Origin of the sequence: Weissella confusa (genome assembly GCF_004766315.1) — a bacterium.
Taxonomy (GTDB): domain Bacteria; phylum Bacillota; class Bacilli; order Lactobacillales; family Lactobacillaceae; genus Weissella; species Weissella confusa_A.
In genome coordinates this window covers 1-19230 of sequence record NZ_PVSN01000077.1, presented here as the reverse complement: position 1 = coordinate 19230, position 19230 = coordinate 1, and the positions used below count along the sequence as shown (strand labels likewise).

Below are 19230 nucleotides of genomic sequence, written 5' to 3'. Positions count from 1 at the left end.
GGACAATCAACACCTTTCGAGACCGTTTGTTAAAAATCGGGGGACGTGTCACTAAGCACGCCCGCAAGGTGATCTTGACGTTAGATAGCCGCATCCAAGAACAATTCGATGGTCTGTTCTGGCGAGCTTGGGAACGACTAAATGCTTTGTGGCAATAAAACAACGAAGTAGATTTTCAAAAAAATAGCAAAATCTGGCTGGTTTTAGTGTGCCCATTTTTCTCAAAAAACGCCCAATCGAAAAAAACACCCTGAAACCGTGCCAAGGTACTGGCAGTTTCAAGGTGATTTATCGTATTTTACTGATTTAGCTGTGGTTAAAAATTTAGTGCATGAATAATCCGGGATAAAGATTATTGAGGTGAGTGTATGCAACAAGACGATAAGGTAACTATGCTGAAAGACAGTTTTCTAGCCGAGTTGGAGGGGACTTTCGCAGTCAGTTTGGCAGATGCGACCGATTTGCAACGCTATCAAGCTTTGGCCACGGTGGCCAAGAAGTTGATTGCTAGCAAGTGGCGTCGTACAAAGGAAAACTACCGAGACACCGGCGCAAAGCAGGTGTACTACTTCTCGATTGAATTTTTGCCAGGTCGTTATTTGCGTGCGAACCTGCTAAACCTAGGATTGTTGACAGAAGCAGAAGAAGTGATGCAAGACTTGGGTGTTGATTTCAACGCCTTGTTGGAAGCGGAAGCTAATCAAGGTTTGGGTAATGGTGGTTTGGGCCGTTTGGCATCAGACTTTATGGATGCCATGCCAAGTATTGAGCTTGCTGGAAACGGAAATGGTATTCGTTACCGTTACGGTTTGTTCCGCCAAGCCTTTGTGAATGGCTACCAAGTGGAATATCCAGATGATTGGTTGAAGAACGACAACATTTGGGAAGTTCGCCAAGACAGTGAAGCGCAAGTCGTACACTATGGCGGTAGCGTCTACATGGCTGAAACGCCAGAAGGATTGCGCCCGGTATATCAAGGCGGTGTTGATGTTTTGGCTGTGCCTTATGATACGGGGATGATTGGGGCCAACAACGATGTCGTTAACACGCTCCGCCTATGGTCTGCTGAAGTGCCAGAAGGAGTGCAAGTTTCGGTTTCTGAACGCAGTGTACTGGAGAGCATTTCAGGTGAATTGTATCCTGATGACTCAAATGAAGAAGGGCGTCGCTTGCGTTTGCGTCAAGAGTACTTCTTCAGTTCAGCTGGTGTGCAAAACATTATTAAGCACCACTTGGCAGATGGGTATTCACTACATTCATTGCCATTCCAAGTAGCCATCCACATTAATGACACTCACCCAACGGTTGTGATTCCAGAAATGATGCGTATCTTGCTGGATGAACATGGTTTGAGCTGGGAAGAAGCATGGGGCATCACGACGCGTACGGTTAGTTACACGAACCACACGTTGTTGGCTGAAGCATTGGAACGCTGGTCACAAGGCCTATTCCAAGCTGAATTGCCACGTTTGTTCCAATTGATTCAAGAAATTGATCGTCGTCACCGCTTGGCAGTTGCTAGCGAACACGGGGAAGATTTAGCTTGGCGTACGTCGCTATTGCAAGACGGTCAAGTTCACATGGCGCGTTTGGCAGCGATTGGATCACACGCCATTAATGGTGTGGCACCATTGCACAGTGAGTTGTTGAAGGACAAGGTGTTGCATGATTTCTACACGTTGTGGCCAGAAAATTTTTCTAACAAGACGAATGGTATTACGCACCGTCGTTACATGCATGCAGCGAACGAATCTTTGTCAGCTTTGATTGATACGAAGATTGGCGAGAGTTGGCGTTCATTACCAAAGGACATTACCAAGTTGAACAAGTTCGCAAAGGACGAGGACTTCTTGGCAGAGTTGCAGGACGTTAAGCACGAGAACAAGGTGCGCTTGGCCGAATGGGTTAAGCGTAACATGGGCTTGGAGTTGAACACGGATGCTATCTTTGATGTGCAAATCAAGCGTTTGCACGCCTACAAGCGTCAATTGCTACACTTGCTCGGCATTTTGACGGATTACTTGGCGTTGAAGCATGACAAGAATGCTTACGTAGCGCCACGTGTTCACATCTTTGCCGCTAAGGCAGCGCCGTCATACTACTATGCCAAGCAAATCATTAAGGTGATTAATGAAGTTGCCAACATGGTCAATAACGATGCAGCGGTTAACCAAAAGATGCAAGTTGTCTTTATTCCAAACTACGGGGTATCACTTGCTGAATTGATTATTCCGTCAGCTGATGTGTCTGAACAGATTTCAACAGCTGGTAAGGAAGCATCTGGCACATCAAACATGAAGTTGATGGCCAACGGTGCCTTGCAATTGGCAACGATGGACGGGGCTAACATTGAAATTATTCGTGCAGCCGGTGAAGAAAACGCCTACGCCTTTGGTATGGATACAGATACGGTTTACTCACACTATGAGAAGCATGATTATTCTGCCCAAGGTATTTATGACAACAACCCAGTTTTGCACCGTGTCTTGGATGCATTGATTGACGGTACGATTCCGAATATCGAAGAAGAAGGACGTGCTGTGTTTGATTCATTGATTCGTGATAACGACGAGTACTTTGTCTTGGGTGACTACGCCTCATACGTTGCGACGCAAACACGTTTGGGTCAAGATTATCAAAACAAGACAGCTTGGACGCGTAAGGCGTTGGCAAATATTGCGGCAAGTGGTGAGTTCTCAGCTGACTACACAGTTGCTGAGTATGCTGATGAAATTTGGAATATTCCACACAAGGCGCTCGCACAACAAGAAAGCAAGTAAGGTGTGACCACGATGGAGTTTGATTCATTTTTGGTCGCAAACCGCGATCCGTTTGGAGCAGTTATTGTTGGCGAAACCATTACGTTGCATACGCAAGGTCATGCTGAAGAAGTGCGTCTGCGTGTTTACGATGACGAAACTGGCAAGGTCACTTGGTACGATTTGCATGAAGAAGACGAGGACAATTGGGTTGTTGAAATTTCAGCAGCCCATGCCGGTCTGCTCTACTATCGTTTCGAAGTAATCGATGGCTATAACCAGTACTGGTTGGCCGCGCAAGGAAATAACTTGGGCGGGGCGGCTGAAGTTTATGGGATGCATCACGCGTCAATTCCTGACTTCCAAATTACGGTGATGGCCGAATTGGAAGAGTTGCCAGAATGGTATCAGGAGGCGCGCTTCTATCACATCTTCGTTGACCGTTTTAACAACGGAAACAAGGATATGCATGTCAACAATCCGAAGCCAAATTCGTTCATTTATGCGAATAAGCGTGATACGCCATTCTATGTGCGTGATAAGCAAGGTGAGATTGCCCGTTGGGAATTCTTTGGTGGTAACTTCCAAGGAATCGCAGAAAAGCTAGATTACATTCTAGAATTGGGATGTAACGCTATCTATCTGAGCCCGATTTTTGAAGCGAATTCAAATCACCGTTATGACACGTCAGATTATCTGGCGCTAGATCCTATCTTGGGTGATGAAGATGACTTCAAGTTTTTGTTAGATGAGGCGCACAAGCGGGGGATGCATATCATTTTGGATGGTGTGTTTAACCACGTTGGACAGTATTCGCGCTACTTTAATAAAGATGGTCACTTCAACGAGCCGGGGGCATATCAAGGTCCATCATCAAAGTATTATCACTGGTTTGATTTCACAGACTTCCCAGATGAGTACAACTCATGGTGGGGTGTGAAGGATTTGCCCGTGATTAATAAAAGCGAAGCGAGTTATCGTAAGTTTATTTACGGTGATAAGGATTCGGTCATTAATCACTGGAATAACTTTGGTGTCGACGGTTGGCGTTTGGACGTGGCCGACGAATTGCCGGATGATTTCATTGCCGGTATTCGTGATCAGATGAGTAAAGAACAAGTGTTGATTGGAGAAGTTTGGGAAGACGCATCGAACAAGGTTGCGTATGACCAACGCCGTCAATACTTGCTCGGTGGTGGGTTGCAAGCAACCATGCATTATCCTTTGCGAAACCTGATTCTGGATTTCATGCTAGAAGAAATCGACGCGCGTGTCTTTACGACTGTGTTGATGACATTGGAGTCTAACTACCCAAAGAATGCCTTTTTCGGGGCGTTTACGAACATGGGAACACACGACACAAAGCGTTTGTTCACTGAAATGGGTGAAGACGAAGAGAAGTTGAAGCGTGCCTTGGAATTGTGGTTGACGGTGCCTGGTGTACCATGTGTTTACTACGGTGATGAGATGGGAATGACGGGTGGCAAGGATCCGGAAAACCGTGGTTACTTCCCTTGGGATGAGCCGCGCGGTGAAATTTTCAACAAGTTCCAACGTTTGCTACAATCACGACCAACGTGGTGGCAATCAGCGGATTGGTTTGAATGCCACGCGATTGATTCAGATACACTCATTTATGCCTTCCACAAGGATGGGCAGCACGAAATGATGCAATTTAGTCGCAAGACTGGGTTAGCTATTATTAAGCAACAATAATTAGAAGAGGTGTAACGTTCTGAGCGTTGCACCTCTTTTTGGTGTTTGTGGTTTGTGTCGTGCTTGCGCACGAATCGTTTTGGAAAATTTCCAATTAACGTAAAAAATAAGCAAGACTAAATCCTAGCCACCACGTATTATACAATGTATAGTATTGTTCAAATAAAGGTATACGGAGAGATTGTGATGCTTGATAAGTTACAAGAGAAGTATGGGTTGACGAGTTTTACGCTTAAAATGATTGGAATTGTGCTGATGGTCGCTGACCACACGCACGAGATGTTTAGTTATGTTGGCGCACCAGATTGGTTGAATATGTTGGGCCGTATTGTGGCGCCAATCTTCTTGTTCCTGGCAGCTGAAGGGTTCCACTACACGCACAGTCGCGTTGGCTATTTGCGTAATCTGTTGATTGGCTTCTGGATTACCAATGTGATGATTATGGTCTTGCAACAAGCTTTACCAAACGATCATGTGGTGATGATTAATTCAATTTTCGGAACATTGTTTTTGACGATTATTGCCATGTGGACTTGGGATAGTTTGAAGCACCCTAAGCAAGACCCTAAGCTTTTTGCGTGGGGAATGTTGGGCTTGGCCTTTTTGGTGTTCGGACCAGTTCTAGCGTTGTCATTATTGAACGTCGCATCAGCAAGCCAAAACATGTTTTTGATTATCTTGAGTTCAAGTGTTATCCCAACTGCGTTGACGGTTGAAGGCGGTATCGGTTGGATTTTACTTGGCCTAGTCTTCCACATTTTCCGCGATAAGCGCTGGCTTGGTTTGACGATTTTCGTCATCTTTAGCTTGTTCTTGTTGTGGCAATCAGCCATGCACGGCTTTAGTGATTACCAATGGATGATAATTTTTGCCACACCTTTGCTTGCGTTGTACAACGGTAAGCAAGGACGTAAAGACAAGTGGTTCTTCTACATCTTTTACCCAACGCACATTGCTGTTTTGTACATTATCTCAACGGTATTTTTTGCCCACTAATCCGGGAAATAGGGTAAAATATTTGTATAAAGCAGACTGAGAATGTCGGAGGTTTTTGACCTCCGATGTGACCAAGTCGCCCTTATCAGGTGTGTCTTTGGTCTTACGCCTGACTGAAGTCAGGTGTTTTAGACCAACAGCTGCTGTGATTAATAAAGGCATTACAGGGTAGGGTCATCGTGGCTCTGCCCCTTTCGTGCGTTTAACGCACGTTTCAAATAGGAGATGATACTGATGAAGATGATTGTTGGTTTGGGAAACATTGGTAAGGAATACGACCGTACGCGTCACAACATTGGCTTTATGACAGTTGATGCGTTGGCAGATAAGTACAGTGCATCATTTAAGCAAGATGGGGCACACAATGCATTTGTAGCTGATGTGCGTATTGATGGCGAGAAGGTTTTGTTGGTGAAGCCAACGACTTACATGAATGATTCAGGCCGTGCGGTTCGTCCGTTGATGGATTACTACGATTTGGACATCGCCGACTTGCTGGTTGTACAAGATGATATGGACATGGATCTTGGCCGTTTGCGCTTGCGTCAAAAGGGTTCAGCCGGTGGTCACAACGGCATTAAGAGTATTGCGCAACACTTGGACACGCAAACTTTCAATCGTTTGAAGTTCGGTATTGGACACCCTGCTCACGTACAAAAGGCGGTTGTGGACTTTGTGTTGGGCAAGTTCGGTAAGGACGAAGAGCCGGAGATGCTTGGTGGTATTGATAAGTCACTAGATATTTTTGAGGCGTTCGCATCTTGGGCTGACATGACAACATTGATGAACAAGTTTAACTAAGAGGTACAGCATGGAAATTACAGGTCTACTTCAGCAAGATGCTGAGTTTCAACAACTCGCATCAGGGCTGAAAAAAGGTGGCCGTCATTTGATGACCGGAATTTCCGGCACCGCGCGCACGGTGTATTTGGCGGCATTACAACAAGAAACCCAACGCCCAATGGTTGTGGTTGGTGATGGTCAGTTTCACGCAGATCAATTAGCTGAAGATTTGGCCGCCATGTTGGGTGATGAACACGTCGCGGTTTTCCCGGCTGAGGAAACGTTATCTGCAGAAGTGGCTGTGACGTCATTGGACACGCGATTGGCGCGTGTGCAAGCGTTGCACCTATTGCTAACTGATCCGCAGGCAGTGGTTGTGACTGGCGTTGCGGGTGTCATGCGATACTTGCCACCAGTTAAGGCCTTTGCGGATACTGCGATTACGCTTGATTTCGACCATGATTATGAATTGGCTGAGCTACAGGCAAAGCTAGTGCAGATGGGCTATCAGCGCAACGGTTCAGTTGAACAACCTGGTGAATTCGCTGTGCGTGGTTCAATTGTTGATATTTATCCGTTGGATGCTGACAATCCGGTACGTTTGGACTTCTTTGACACGGCATTGGATTCACTGCGTAGTTTTGACGCGGAAACGCAACGTAGTCTAGAAAACTTGGACAGCATCACGATTTTGCCCGCGACAGATTTGGTAATTGATGCAGATGATTTGGCAACAGCCACGACGAATTTGGAAGTTGCCATGACGGAAGCCCGCGACAAGTTGGACGGTGCTGATAAGCGTCATTTGACTGAAGCGATGAGTCCATTGTTGTCGATGATGAGCCAAGGTGGTTTGCTACCAGAAATTCGTCAATATTTGCATATTCTTTATCCAGATGCGGTGAGTTTGTTAGATTATTTGCCAGCTGATGGTATTGCAGTGTTTGATGATTACCCACGTGCATTGGAAAATGCGGATCAAATCACGTTGGACAACCAAAATTGGTGGACTGATGAGATGGCTGAGCAACGTGTTTTGCCAGATCCTGATTTGGGCTGGCAACTGGCTGATTTGGCGCGTGATGTGCAACAAGCTAGTTTGGTCTTCTCGCCATTGCAACGTGGAATTGGCCAATTGCGTCAGGCAAGTTTGACGAATTTGACGGTTCGTCCAGCACAACAGTTCTTTGGTCAAATGCCAATGTTGAAGAGTGAAGTAGCGCGCTGGCAGAAGTCAGGCGAAACGATTATCTTTTTGACGAACACAACCGAGCGACAAGCTAAGTTGGTACAAACGTTGGCTGATTTTGGTGTCAAAATCAATGAGGTGGCGCCGGATGCTTTGGCGCCCGGTCGAACCCAAGTGACAACCATGCCATTAAGTGCCGGTTTTGAGTTGCCAGCGCAAAAGTTGATTGTGTTGACGGAACGTGAATTGTTCCAGCAAGTTCGTAAGAAGGCTCCGAAGCGTCAAACGCTATCAAACGCGGAACGTATTAAGAGTTATAACGAACTAAAACCCGGTGATTATGTTGTTCACGTGAACCACGGTGTCGGTGTCTACGAAGGCATGCAGACAATTGAAAATCGTGGCGTTAAGCAGGATTACATTACGATTGCCTACCAAAAGGATGCGAAGATTTTCATTCCAGTCACGCAATTGGACTTGGTGCAAAAGTATGTCGGCGCAGCTGAGAAGGCTCCTAAGATTAATAAGTTAGGTGGCACGGAATGGCAGAAGGCGAAGGCAAAGGTTGCTAAGAAGGTTGAAGACATTGCGGATGAATTGCTCCAGCTATACGCCGAGCGTGAATTGAAGCAAGGTTATGCCTTCGCACCAGATGATGATGTCATTCGTGCCTTTGAAGATGCTTTCCCATACCCAGAAACACCTGATCAAATTCGCTCGACGAAGGAAATCAAGGCCGATATGGAAAAGTCACGTCCAATGGATCGCTTGTTGGTCGGGGATGTTGGCTTTGGTAAAACAGAAGTCGCTTTGCGTGCAGCCTTTAAGGCGGTGCACGATGGTAAACAAGTTGCGATGTTGGTACCAACGACGATTTTGGCCCAACAACACTACGAATCAATGTTGAGCCGTTTTGATGGTTTTGGTGTTAACGTGGCCATCATGTCTCGTTTCCAAACGAAGAAACAAATGGACGAAACGAAGGAAGGGTTGAAGAATCACACGATTGATGTGGTTGTCGGTACCCACCGAATTTTGTCTAAGGATATCGAGTTTGGTGATTTGGGACTCTTGATTATCGATGAGGAACAGCGCTTTGGTGTGAAGCACAAGGAACGTTTGAAGGCGTTGCAAACGAACGTCGATGTTTTGACGCTAACGGCCACGCCAATCCCACGTACTTTGAACATGGCGATGGTTGGTGTCCGTGATTTGTCTGTCATTGAGACGCCACCTGCAAATCGTTATCCTATTCAAACGTATGTGATGGAGCAAAATGGTCGTGTGACGGCGAGTGCGATTGAACGAGAAATGGCACGTGGCGGTCAAACGTATTATCTCCACAACCGTGTGGAAGATATCGAACAAGTCACGGCGATGATTGAGTCGTTGGTACCGGATGCGCGTGTTGGATATATCCACGGTCAAATGACTGAGGCACAGATGGAAGGAATTCTGGTTGATTTCATTAACCGTGAATACGATGTGCTGGTAACGACGACCATTATCGAAACTGGTGTGGATATTCCAAATGCGAATACACTGTTTGTTGAAAATGCCGATCACATGGGCTTGGCGCAACTTTATCAGTTGCGTGGTCGTGTTGGTCGTTCCAACAACATTGCCTATGCCTACTTCACCTATCCGGGAACCCGTTCATTGAATGAAGAAAGTGAAAAGCGTTTGACGGCCATTCGTGATTTCACGGAGCTGGGTTCTGGCTTTAAGATTGCGATGCGTGATTTGTCGATTCGTGGTGCGGGTGACCTACTGGGTCAATCACAGCACGGCTTCATTAATGCGGTTGGATATGATTTGTACACGCAAATGTTGAATGAAGCAGTTGCCGAAAAGCAAGGTAAGCGCAAGCAAACATTCGATGCCGAACTTGATGTTCAAGTTGAAGCGTACTTGCCGGCTGACTATGTGGCGGATGGCCCACAAAAGATTGATTTGTATCAACGTATTCGTAAGGCTAAGACATCAGCTGAGTTCGAAGAAATTGAAGATGATTTGTTGGATCGCTTTGGTGAATTGCCAGAAGCTGCGCAGCGTTTGTTGTTGGTTGGACGTCTTAAGGCGGCAGCTGACCGCGTTGGTATTGCAACGATTCGTCGTGACTTCAAGCGTCAAAACATTTTGGTTGTGACGTTCGATGCCCGTTCAAAGTTTACGGCGCAACAATTTACCCAAGCGTTGGCACTAGCCAAGGCGCGTGGTCAGGTTGTTGTGCCAGATCCAGTGAAAGCGGAAGTGCCAATTCAACCAAACCAAACGGCTGAAGAATGGCTAACAGGCTTGTTGACGGTATTTAACACGTTGGCCCCTGAAGAAGGAGTTGCCAATGCCTAAAAAAAGTCAGAATTTGATGGCAGGTGCCGGTGTTTTGGCGGTGTCGGGCTTAATTGCCAAGGTGCTGAGTGCGGTGTATCGCGTGCCGTTCCAAAACCTAGTCGGTAATACTGGCTTCTATGTTTATCAGCAGGTCTATCCAATCTACGGTATTGGTATGGTGCTAGCTCTGAGTGGGTGGCCATTGTTTATTTCAAAAATCATCACGGAACAGCCGGATGAAATGCATCAACAACTGGTGGCACGCCGTTTGTTCTGGTCGTTAGTTGGTATTAGCGCCGTACTATTCACAGTTGTGTATGGCGGTGCAGTACCGTTGTCATTGTTGATGGGTGGCGATTTGAAGTTGTACCCAGTTGTGCGCGCTGTTGCCTGGATGTTTTGGTTTATGCCATTCTTGGCAATTGGTCGTGGTTATGCGCAAGGGCAATTGAACATGGTACCCACAGCAATGTCACAAGTTATTGAACAAATTGTGCGCGTGGCGATTATTATTGGCGTTGCCTGGTGGGGTGTGCACGCTAGCTGGTCTGTCTATCGGATTGGTGAGTGGGCAACTTTTGGCGCAACGATTGCTGGCTTAACCGCAACATTATTCCTAGCGACATCACTTCGTCGCATCTGGTCGTTGCCGATTGATGAGACAGTTAAGCAGTCGAAAACGTTAAGCTGGCGTCACTTGTTCGGTCGCTTGTGGCGCGAAGGCGGGTTGTTAGCAATGCTAGCGGCTTTGCTGGTTTTGCTACAGTTGGTCGATTCGTTCTCAACGAAGTTATTGTTGCAAGAAGCCGGGTTAACGGCACACCAAGCTGAATTCACCAAGGGAGTTTATGATCGTGGACAGCCGTTAGTTCAGTTGGGGATGGTTTTAGCAACGGGGCTCGGGACATCGTTGTTGCCTGCGCTACGTCAGCACGTGATGCGACATGATGAACAAGCATTGCGCAATGATTTCCAATTGACGATGCGACTTTCTATTTTGCTTTCGGGTATCGCGACGGTTGGTTTGGTGGCCATCATGCCATCAGTTAATCAATTGTTGTTTGGTTCGCCAGCAGGTAGCGATGCACTGGCATTGTTCACGATTAGCATCGTGCCAGCAACATTAATTGTTGTCTCAACCAGCGTTTTGCAAAGCTTTGATAAGACACGTGGCTTAGGATGGTTTGTCTTACTAACGATGCTAGTGAAAGCAGGGCTTAACATCTGGTTGGTACCGATTTTTGGTATTGCTGGTGCGTCATTGGCGACGGTCGGCGCATTGATCCCATTCTTAATATTTACGCTCGTCCGCTTGCCTAAAAACCTGTGGATAAGTTGGGTGCCAAAGAAATGGTGGGGCAAATTGATCACAATTTTACTCGCAGTTGGCATTTTGGCCCGTCTTGCGTATATACTAGGGCATAGCCTATTTGGTGCAACACGCCTGGCCAGTGTTTTAACAACAGTTGTCGGTGTAGGTGTTGGCGCAATCGTCTTTGTTTTAATGTTGTGGTGGACGGCACTACTAGAAGAAGCAGAGTGGGACGCCTTGCCTAAGGGACGCCAAATTTATCAGTTTATAAATCGAGGAAGAAAATAATGCGTTTGGATAAGTATTTGAAGGTTTCACGTATCATTAAGCGCCGTACGGTTGCTAAGGAAATCGCGGATCAAGGTCGTATCGACATCAACGGCAAGACAGCAAAGTCTTCTAATGATGTTAAGACAGGTGATGAGTTGACGATTCGCTTCGGAAACAAGACATCTGTTCTTAAGGTTGAAAGCACGGCTGAAGTTGTTCGCAAGGAACAAGCAGAACACATGTACAGCATCGTGTCAGAATCATACGAACAAGATTTCAGTAACGACGAAAATTAAGTAAGACGAAAAGACGCCCTAAATAGGGCGTCTTTTTTTAGGAAATATTATAAAAATGTGGTGAAAGGTGCTTGTGGATAACTATCCGTTAGGTTTTGATACGAAAAGGTTAAGGAAAGGTAATCCTGCTTAAGATTATCCGGTGTCTACTGTACAGTAAGAGCATAGGAGAATTGGTTAATGGTGTAGGTCTATATTAGAGTGTCCGCTCAAATTATCTCGGGGAGGTCAGCGGAATGATGGCAGTTAACAAACAATCAAATATCACGCCGCTGAACGCTAAGAGCGCCAACCAATTAAATCTTGAAGAGCGCAAGATGCGTTACAGTCAAGTTGTGCACTTGCGCCGACGCGTTGTACTAGTTGCAGTGATGCTAGTTGTCACGATTTTTGCAATGGTCAACTACCATACGCAGTACGTGAAGTACGAGACGGCTGCCCAGAGTCTTGAGACGGCAAAGGCCAACCTTGATAAGGCTAACAAGACCAATGCGAACCTCAAGCAAGAAGTAAAAGACTTGGGTGACAATTCATATTTGGAAAAGCTGATTCGCGAAAAGTACATGTACAGTAAAGATGGTGAAGTTGTCTTCAACTTGCCAGGTGAATAATGATAATCAACAAATAGAGACAATCAGGCGACTGATTGTCTTTTTATTTTTTGATTAGCGATATAATAGGGGCAAGGATTAAATAACGGGAGAGAATCATGCAAGATAAAGTTGTGCGGGCTAATTTAACGCGAATGATTCGGGAAGAAGGCTTATTCGATAACCGCGACCATGTGTTAGTGGCGGTTTCGGGTGGTCAGGATTCGTTGCATGTCTTGCGATGGTTAACGGATAACTCACTACCGGCGGATATTCAACCGACAGTGAGTGCGGCATACATCAATCATCAATTGCGTACGGACGCGGATGCAGAACAAGCGTTAGTCGAACGTGTCTTTGCACAAACGCCTAATTTGGCCAGTGCAACAATTCGTCAACTTGCGTGGGACGTGGTACCAACGACAGGGGTTGAAGAGTTAGCACGTGAAAAGCGTTACGAGGCGTTGATTGCCATCGCACGTGAAGTTGGTGCGAATGCGATTGTTACGGCCCACCATAAGGGTGATCAGGTTGAAACAATTTTGTATAAGCTGGCGCGTGGTAGCCGTTTGACTCAATTGGTGGGGATGGCTAAAAAGCAACAGCTGCAAGGTGATATCGACTTGATTCGTCCGGTACTGCAATTGGATAAGGAAATGCTGGGGCAGTTGGTCAACGAACCATTAACCGAGTGGGTTGAGGATTATACGAATGCAGATGAAACGTTTGCGCGTAACCGCATGCGGCATACCGTTGTACCAGCGTTGGAAGATATTAATGAACAAACCAAGGACCACGTGATTGCGTTCGCTGATCAACTTGCGGCGTTACAGAAGTTGGCGAGTGGGTCGATTAATGTGCACGTAAAGGCCTTGGAAGACGGCCGGTTAGATTGGCGAGTCGATGAGGCAGTTTTGTTGCTGGTGCTGCAGACGTGGTTGACTAAAAAACACGTTTTCGCCGTAAAAGATAGTCAGTTGATTCAAGCAATTCAATTGATGCGAAATCCGAATGTTAACCGAGGTTTTATTGACCTTGGGAATAGCTTGCAACTAGAACGTTTCGAAAACTACTTATTGCTTTCACAAAAAGATTAAAGCGTTCACATTTCTTTTAGGTGTAGCACTAAACATTTACCGTCAAACATGGTATTCTTAATGCTATGTAACGATAGGGGAATTAAGATTTAGGAGATTGAAAAGACATGAACCAATGGGACATGAATAACGATATCGAGCGCGTGCTTTATAGCGAAGCCGATATTGCCGAAGCAGCAGAGCGTGTTGGTAAGCAACTAGCTGCCGATTACGAAGGACGTACACCAATCATTTTGTCAGTTTTGAAGGGTGCCGTACTTTGGACGGTCGATGTTATGCGTCACATGCAATACGCTGAAGTTGAATTTATCGACGTTTCTAGTTATAACGGTGGCGTTGCTTCATCAGGTGAAGTGCAAATGGTCACTGATTTGCAAACCGACATTTCAGGTCGCGATATCATCATTATGGAAGACATCGTGGACACTGGTCGTTCATTGAAGTTTATGATCGACTTGTTGATGGAACGTGGCGCAAAGTCAGTTAAGGTTGCCAGCTTGCTTGATAAGAAGGAAGGCCGCGTTGTTGAAGCAACGGTTGATTACATCGGCTTTGATGTTCCAAAGGCGTTCGTAGTTGGGTACGGCTTGGACTACAAGCAACTGTACCGTAACTTGCCATATGTTGGTGTCTTGAAGCGTGAAGTTTATGATCCTGCCCACGCGGACAAGGTTGATACGATCGACATCACGCCTGAGCACTAATTTCTGTCTCGGTAACATAATAATGATGCAACGAAGGTAGTAGTAACTATCTGTAGGAGGAATAGATGAAGAATCAACGAAACGGCAATTTTGTCCGGAATAGTTTGTTCTACGTAATCGTAGTCCTCGGTATTATGGGTTTGATTTACTGGGTAGCCGGTCCTTCTCAAACGACTAGTACGAAGACTATCTCTACGTCGACATTCATGACGGAATTGCGCGACAAGAAGATTAAAACCATCACGATTCAACCTGGCGCTGGTGTTTATGACGTTAAGGGTGAGTATCGTAAGGCACAAACGGATAAGAGCTCAAAAGATGAGTCTCTTGTCTCATTTGTTGGTGGTGCTTCAAATAAGGTGACAGGATTCGAAACCCAAGTCATTAGCAACGATCCAATTATGGAGAGTTTGCAAAAGGCTGCGGACAAGACGAAGACTGAAATCACAACGAAGCCAGAAGCTTCAAACTTCTGGGGTAACATGGCCATTTCATTCTTGCCAATCTTGTTGTTGGTTGGTGTGTTCTACTTGATGATGGGTGGCATGAGCCAAGGCGGACAAGGCGGTCGTGGTAACATGATGGGCTTCGGTAAGTCAAAGGCTAAGCCAGCTGATCCTTCAGAGAACAAGGTTCGCTTTGCGGACGTTGCTGGTGCTGAAGAAGAAAAGCAAGAATTGGTCGAAGTTGTTGAGTTCTTGAAGGATCCTAAGAAGTTCTTGAAGTTGGGTGCACGTATCCCGTCTGGTGTTCTTCTTGAGGGGCCTCCAGGAACAGGTAAGACATTGTTGGCCCGTGCCGTTGCCGGTGAAGCTGGCGTACCATTCTTCTCAATCTCAGGTTCTGACTTTGTGGAGATGTTCGTCGGTGTCGGTGCTAGCCGTGTCCGTGATTTGTTTGATAACGCCAAGAAGGCTGCCCCATCAATCATCTTTATCGATGAAATTGATGCGGTCGGTCGCCAACGTGGTGCCGGCATGGGCGGTGGTCACGATGAGCGTGAGCAAACGTTGAACCAAATGTTGGTTGAAATGGACGGTTTCTCAGGTAGTGAAGGTGTCATTGTGATGGCCGCTACTAACCGTTCAGATGTCTTGGACCCAGCTTTGCTTCGTCCAGGTCGTTTCGACCGTAAGATTTTGGTTGGTCGTCCTGACGTTAAGGGTCGTGAGGCAATCTTGCACGTCCACGCTAAGAACAAGCCATTGGCTGATGACGTGGACTTGAAGGAAATTGCCAAGCAAACACCTGGTTTCGTAGGAGCTGACTTGGAAAACTTGTTGAACGAAGCGGCATTGTTGGCTGCTCGTCAAAACCACGATACGATTTACGCCAAGGACGTGGATGAAGCTGAGGACCGTGTTATCGCGGGACCAGCTAAGAAGGACCGTGTTGTTTCTGCTAAGGAACGTGAGACGGTTGCTTACCACGAAGCTGGTCACGCTATCGTTGGTTTGGTATTGAATGAAGCGCGTGTTGTCCACAAGGTAACGATTGTGCCACGTGGACGCGCTGGTGGATATGCAATCATGTTGCCACGTGAAGACCAAATGTTGATGAACAAGACGGACGCCATGGACCAAATTGCTGGTTTGATGGGTGGACGTGCGGCCGAAGAAATTATCTTCGACCAACAATCATCAGGTGCCTCAAACGACTTTGAGCAAGCAACTAACATTGCCCGCTCAATGGTTACGGAATATGGTATGTCAGACAAGCTTGGTATGGTACAACTTGAGAACGGTGGTCAACCATTCTTGGGTCGTTCATACGGTGAGTCAGCTGCCTACTCTGATGAGACAGCTCGTTTGATCGACGAAGAAGTTCGTCGTATTACGACTGAAGGTTACAACAAGGCACACGAAATCATCGAAGAGTACAAGGACAAGCACGAAGCAATTGCGAAGGCTTTGTTGGAGTACGAGACGTTGGATGAGAAGCAAATCTTGAGCTTGTTCGAAACTGGTAAGATGCCAGAGACGACTAAGGTTGAAAAGAATGTTGAAACGCCAATGTCATATGATGAAGCTAAGGAAGCTGCCAACAGTAAGTTGACGGCCGACGAGGATGCACAACCAGCCGTTAAGGTTGAAGTTTTGCAACCACGCAAGCTTAATCAAGAATAATGAACGTTAGAGACGTGAATGAGTAATCGTTCACGTCTCTTTTCTATATGGTGAATGTGTTAAACTGGTAGACAGAAATATACGAAAAATAAGAGGCATGAAAAGATGACAGATACACTTGTACGTGCGGTGACGACTGACGGAAACTTCCGTGCGATTGCCATCGACGCAACGGAAATGATGCGTGAAGTTGCAACGTTCCACGAAGCATCACAATTGGGCACGACGGTTCTTGGTCGTGCATTGTTGGGTTCTTTGATGGTTTCAAACGCTGTCTTGAAGGGTGAAGAACGCTTGGCAGTTGTCATGGACGGTAATGGTCCAGTTGGTAAGATTGTTGTTGAAGCATCAGCACAAGGTGAAGTGCGCGGTTACGTGACGAACCCAACTGTTGAATTGCCATTGACGGCAATGGGCCAACAAGATGTTGCTGGTGCTGTTGGTAACAACGGATTCTTGTCAGTGACCAAGGACTTCGGTGAAGGTGAGCCATTTACGGGTCAAGTACAGTTGGTAACCGGTGAAATTGGGGATGATTTGACTTACTACATGGCTAAGTCAGAACAAATTCCTTCTGCCGTTGCGGTTTCAGTCTTGGTTGATCCTGATGGTACAGTTGCAGCTGCTGGTGGGTTCATGATTTCAGCATTGCCAGATGCAGCTGATGAAGATATTACGGCTTTGGAAGAGAAGTTGGCTCATGTACCAGCTATCTCATCACAATTGCTTGAAGGTCATGCACCAATGGATTTGTTGGCTAACTTGTTTGGTAAGGATAACGTTAAGCAATTAACGACGACGGAAGTTTCTCTTTACCCTGAAATTTCAAAGCGCGAATATGAGCGCATGTTGGCTACTTTGCCAATGAAGGATTTGCAAGAAATGCTAGATGAAGATCACGGTGTTGAAGTGGTTGATCGCTTTACAGGTAAGAAGATTCAATTCGATGAGGCAGAGTTGGCAGGTATTATTGCAGCTAAGGATGCTGAAGGATTGTAATTTTAGGCGAGGCACTTGCAAAAAGTGGCCAATATTGGCAAACTAATAAGTATCTGTGGTAGAAATACCAACACAAATTATTGAAAGAAAAAGAGGCAACATAATGGCTGACCAAGAAGTGTCATTGAATGACCAAATGATCGCACGCCGTGACAAGATGGCTGAAATGCGCGAAGCTGGTATGGATCCATTCGGACACCGCTTTGAGCGTTCACACACGGCTGCAGAATTGCACGAGTTGTATGACAACGCAACTGCAGAAGATTTGGAAGAGCAAGCAATCGAAGTAACAATCGCTGGTCGTATGATGACGAAGCGTCGTTCAGGAAAGATTAGCTTTGCGGATATTAAGGACCGTTCAGGACGTGTTCAAGTCTTTGTGCAAAAGCCAGTTGTTGGTGAAGAGCAATACGAGTTGTTGAAGAAGGCTGACTTGGGAGACATCCTAGGGTTCACTGGTACGGTTATGAAGACGCGTGCTGGTGAGTTGTCAATCAACGTGACGTCAATTACACACTTGTCAAAGGCTTTGCGTCCATTGCCAGACAAGTACCACGGTTTGACTGACGTGGAGACGAAGTACCGTCAACGTTACTTGGACTTGATTGCTAACGACGATTCATTTGACCGTTTTGTGAAGCGTTCAAAGATCATTACGGCCGTTCGTCGCTACTTGGATGGCGAAGGCTTTATTGAAGTTGAGACGCCAATGCTTCAAAACGAAGCTGGTGGTGCATCAGCTCGTCCATTCATTACACACCACAACGCTTTGGATATCGACTTGTACATGCGTATCGCATTGGAGTTGCACTTGAAGCGTTTGATCGTTGGTGGCATGGAGCGTGTTTACGAAATTGGTCGTGTCTTCCGTAATGAAGGAATGGACCCTAAGCACAACCCAGAATTCACAGTTATCGAAACGTATGCTGCTTACTGGAACTTTGAAGATGTCATGGTAGAGACTGAGAACATCATTAAGGCTGCAGCAACTGCTGTTACTGATGACTTGAAGATTACGTACCAAGGTCACGATATCGACTTGTCAAAGCCATTTGCTCGTAAGCACATGGTTGATTTGATTAAGGAAGAGACTGGCGTTGACTTCTGGCAACCAATGACGTTGGAAGAAGCACGTGCTATCGCTGACGAAAAGGGTGTTAAGTATGAACAATACTGGGGTGTTGGTCACATCATCAACGAGTTCTTCGAGACGTTTGTTGAGGATACGTTGATCCAACCTACATTTGTTTATGGACACCCAGTGGATGTATCACCATTGGCCAAGAAGAATGAAGAAGACGACCGCTTTACGGATCGCTTCGAATTGTTCATCGTTGGTGCTGAATATGGTAATGCCTTTACTGAATTGAACGACCCAATTGACCAACGCGAGCGTTTTGAAGCACAAGCTGCAGAACGTGCCGCTGGTAACGATGAGGCGGAAGGTATTGACGAAGACTTTATCGAGGCTTTGGAATACGGTATGCCACCTACTGGTGGATTGGGAATCGGAATCGATCGTTTGGTTATGTTGTTGACTGATACGGATACGATTCGTGACGTTTTGTTGTTCCCAACGATGCGTTAATAACGATTAAAATTAAGGAGCGATGCCCAGATTTAGGCATCGCTCCTTTTTTGTACAGAATAAATGCAATAAAGTTTGAAGAAAGTGTTGACAATTGGTAACTGTATCTGTAATATAGATTAAGTTGTTACGGGGTACGAGTTATCCGCGTGACACGCTTCAAAAAATTATCTTTAAATAAGTTGTTGACATTCGTTTCATCAACTGTTAAGATATATGAGTTGTCTGATGAGGCAACGACGTAGGTCATTGAAAACTGAATATCGTTTCGATGAAACAAATGTGTAGGGTCATCAAGCTAGTTCTTGATGCAAAAACATTTGCGAAGTCAATTCGCTAGTAAATTCGTTTAACTTCTGTTAAACAACAAAAATTGAGTTATACTCAAACTTCAAATTGAGAGTTTGATCCTGGCTCAGGATGAACGCTGGCGGCGTGCCTAATACATGCAAGTCGAACGCTTTGTGGTTC

13 protein-coding genes and 1 rRNA gene are annotated in these 19230 nt (G+C 45.9%); all 14 read left to right on the top strand.

Going from position 1 to position 19230, the window contains the following annotated elements:
- Positions 1-368 precede the first annotated feature (368 nt).
- Positions 369-2780, top strand: coding sequence for a glycogen/starch/alpha-glucan phosphorylase (locus C6P11_RS10325; protein ID WP_135520878.1), 2412 nt, complete (start codon positions 369-371; stop codon positions 2778-2780).
- Between the two features lie 12 nt (positions 2781-2792).
- Complete coding sequence (locus C6P11_RS10320) at positions 2793-4475, top strand: glycoside hydrolase family 13 protein (RefSeq protein ID WP_135520876.1); 1683 nt, start codon at positions 2793-2795, stop codon at positions 4473-4475.
- A 186-nt stretch (positions 4476-4661) separates the two neighbouring features.
- Entirely contained in the window at positions 4662-5471 is an 810-nt protein-coding gene (locus C6P11_RS10315) for a TraX family protein (RefSeq protein WP_135520874.1), read from the top strand.
- A gap of 234 nt (positions 5472-5705) precedes the next feature.
- Positions 5706-6272, top strand: a complete 567-nt coding sequence (gene pth / locus C6P11_RS10310; protein WP_135520872.1) for an aminoacyl-tRNA hydrolase — start codon at positions 5706-5708, stop codon at positions 6270-6272.
- A gap of 10 nt (positions 6273-6282) precedes the next feature.
- The gene (mfd, locus tag C6P11_RS10305; protein WP_135520870.1) at positions 6283-9795 is read left to right on the top strand and encodes a transcription-repair coupling factor; all 3513 of its coding nucleotides are present in this window, start codon (positions 6283-6285) and stop codon (positions 9793-9795) included.
- The gene (locus C6P11_RS10300) at positions 9788-11377 is read left to right on the top strand and encodes a polysaccharide biosynthesis protein (RefSeq protein WP_245299870.1); all 1590 of its coding nucleotides are present in this window, start codon (positions 9788-9790) and stop codon (positions 11375-11377) included. Before mfd ends, C6P11_RS10300 begins: the two co-directional genes overlap by 8 nt.
- Positions 11377-11655, top strand: a complete 279-nt coding sequence (locus C6P11_RS10295; protein ID WP_135520868.1) for an RNA-binding S4 domain-containing protein — start codon at positions 11377-11379, stop codon at positions 11653-11655. The genes C6P11_RS10300 and C6P11_RS10295 overlap by 1 nt, the downstream gene beginning before the upstream one ends.
- 236 nt (positions 11656-11891) lie before the next feature.
- On the top strand, positions 11892-12266 hold the full coding sequence (locus tag C6P11_RS10290) for an FtsB family cell division protein (RefSeq protein ID WP_135520866.1): 375 nt from the start codon (positions 11892-11894) through the stop codon (positions 12264-12266).
- Between the two features lie 98 nt (positions 12267-12364).
- A complete protein-coding gene (gene tilS / locus C6P11_RS10285; protein WP_135520864.1) occupies positions 12365-13342 on the top strand; it encodes a tRNA lysidine(34) synthetase TilS in 978 nt (325 codons plus the stop codon).
- Between the two features lie 107 nt (positions 13343-13449).
- The gene (gene hpt, locus C6P11_RS10280) at positions 13450-14046 is read left to right on the top strand and encodes a hypoxanthine phosphoribosyltransferase (protein WP_003610458.1); all 597 of its coding nucleotides are present in this window, start codon (positions 13450-13452) and stop codon (positions 14044-14046) included.
- A gap of 65 nt (positions 14047-14111) precedes the next feature.
- Entirely contained in the window at positions 14112-16172 is a 2061-nt protein-coding gene (gene ftsH, locus C6P11_RS10275) for an ATP-dependent zinc metalloprotease FtsH (RefSeq protein ID WP_135520862.1), read from the top strand.
- A gap of 105 nt (positions 16173-16277) precedes the next feature.
- Positions 16278-17171: an Hsp33 family molecular chaperone HslO gene (gene hslO, locus C6P11_RS10270; RefSeq protein WP_056973759.1), complete on the top strand. Its 894-nt coding sequence runs from the start codon at positions 16278-16280 to the stop codon at positions 17169-17171.
- Positions 17172-17274: 103 nt separating this feature from the next.
- A complete protein-coding gene (gene lysS / locus C6P11_RS10265) occupies positions 17275-18759 on the top strand; it encodes a lysine--tRNA ligase (RefSeq protein ID WP_135520860.1) in 1485 nt (494 codons plus the stop codon).
- Positions 18760-19151: 392 nt separating this feature from the next.
- Positions 19152-19230: ribosomal RNA gene (locus C6P11_RS11115) — 16S ribosomal RNA — on the top strand; the annotation flags it as partial.

What these genes read in the sequence shown, in the direction of transcription:
- C6P11_RS10315 (WP_135520874.1), top strand. Translation starts at nt 4,662, where the DNA reads ATGCTTGATAAGTTACAAGAGAAGTATGGGTTGACGAGTTTTACGCTT.
- ftsH (WP_135520862.1), top strand. Translation starts at nt 14,112, where the DNA reads ATGAAGAATCAACGAAACGGCAATTTTGTCCGGAATAGTTTGTTCTAC.
- hslO (WP_056973759.1), top strand. Translation starts at nt 16,278, where the DNA reads ATGACAGATACACTTGTACGTGCGGTGACGACTGACGGAAACTTCCGT.
- hpt (WP_003610458.1), top strand. Translation starts at nt 13,450, where the DNA reads ATGAACCAATGGGACATGAATAACGATATCGAGCGCGTGCTTTATAGC.
- tilS (WP_135520864.1), top strand. Translation starts at nt 12,365, where the DNA reads ATGCAAGATAAAGTTGTGCGGGCTAATTTAACGCGAATGATTCGGGAA.
- C6P11_RS10325 (WP_135520878.1), top strand. Translation starts at nt 369, where the DNA reads ATGCAACAAGACGATAAGGTAACTATGCTGAAAGACAGTTTTCTAGCC.
- mfd (WP_135520870.1), top strand. Translation starts at nt 6,283, where the DNA reads ATGGAAATTACAGGTCTACTTCAGCAAGATGCTGAGTTTCAACAACTC.
- C6P11_RS10290 (WP_135520866.1), top strand. Translation starts at nt 11,892, where the DNA reads ATGATGGCAGTTAACAAACAATCAAATATCACGCCGCTGAACGCTAAG.
- C6P11_RS10320 (WP_135520876.1), top strand. Translation starts at nt 2,793, where the DNA reads ATGGAGTTTGATTCATTTTTGGTCGCAAACCGCGATCCGTTTGGAGCA.
- C6P11_RS10295 (WP_135520868.1), top strand. Translation starts at nt 11,377, where the DNA reads ATGCGTTTGGATAAGTATTTGAAGGTTTCACGTATCATTAAGCGCCGT.
- lysS (WP_135520860.1), top strand. Translation starts at nt 17,275, where the DNA reads ATGGCTGACCAAGAAGTGTCATTGAATGACCAAATGATCGCACGCCGT.
- pth (WP_135520872.1), top strand. Translation starts at nt 5,706, where the DNA reads ATGAAGATGATTGTTGGTTTGGGAAACATTGGTAAGGAATACGACCGT.
- C6P11_RS10300 (WP_245299870.1), top strand. Translation starts at nt 9,788, where the DNA reads ATGCCTAAAAAAAGTCAGAATTTGATGGCAGGTGCCGGTGTTTTGGCG.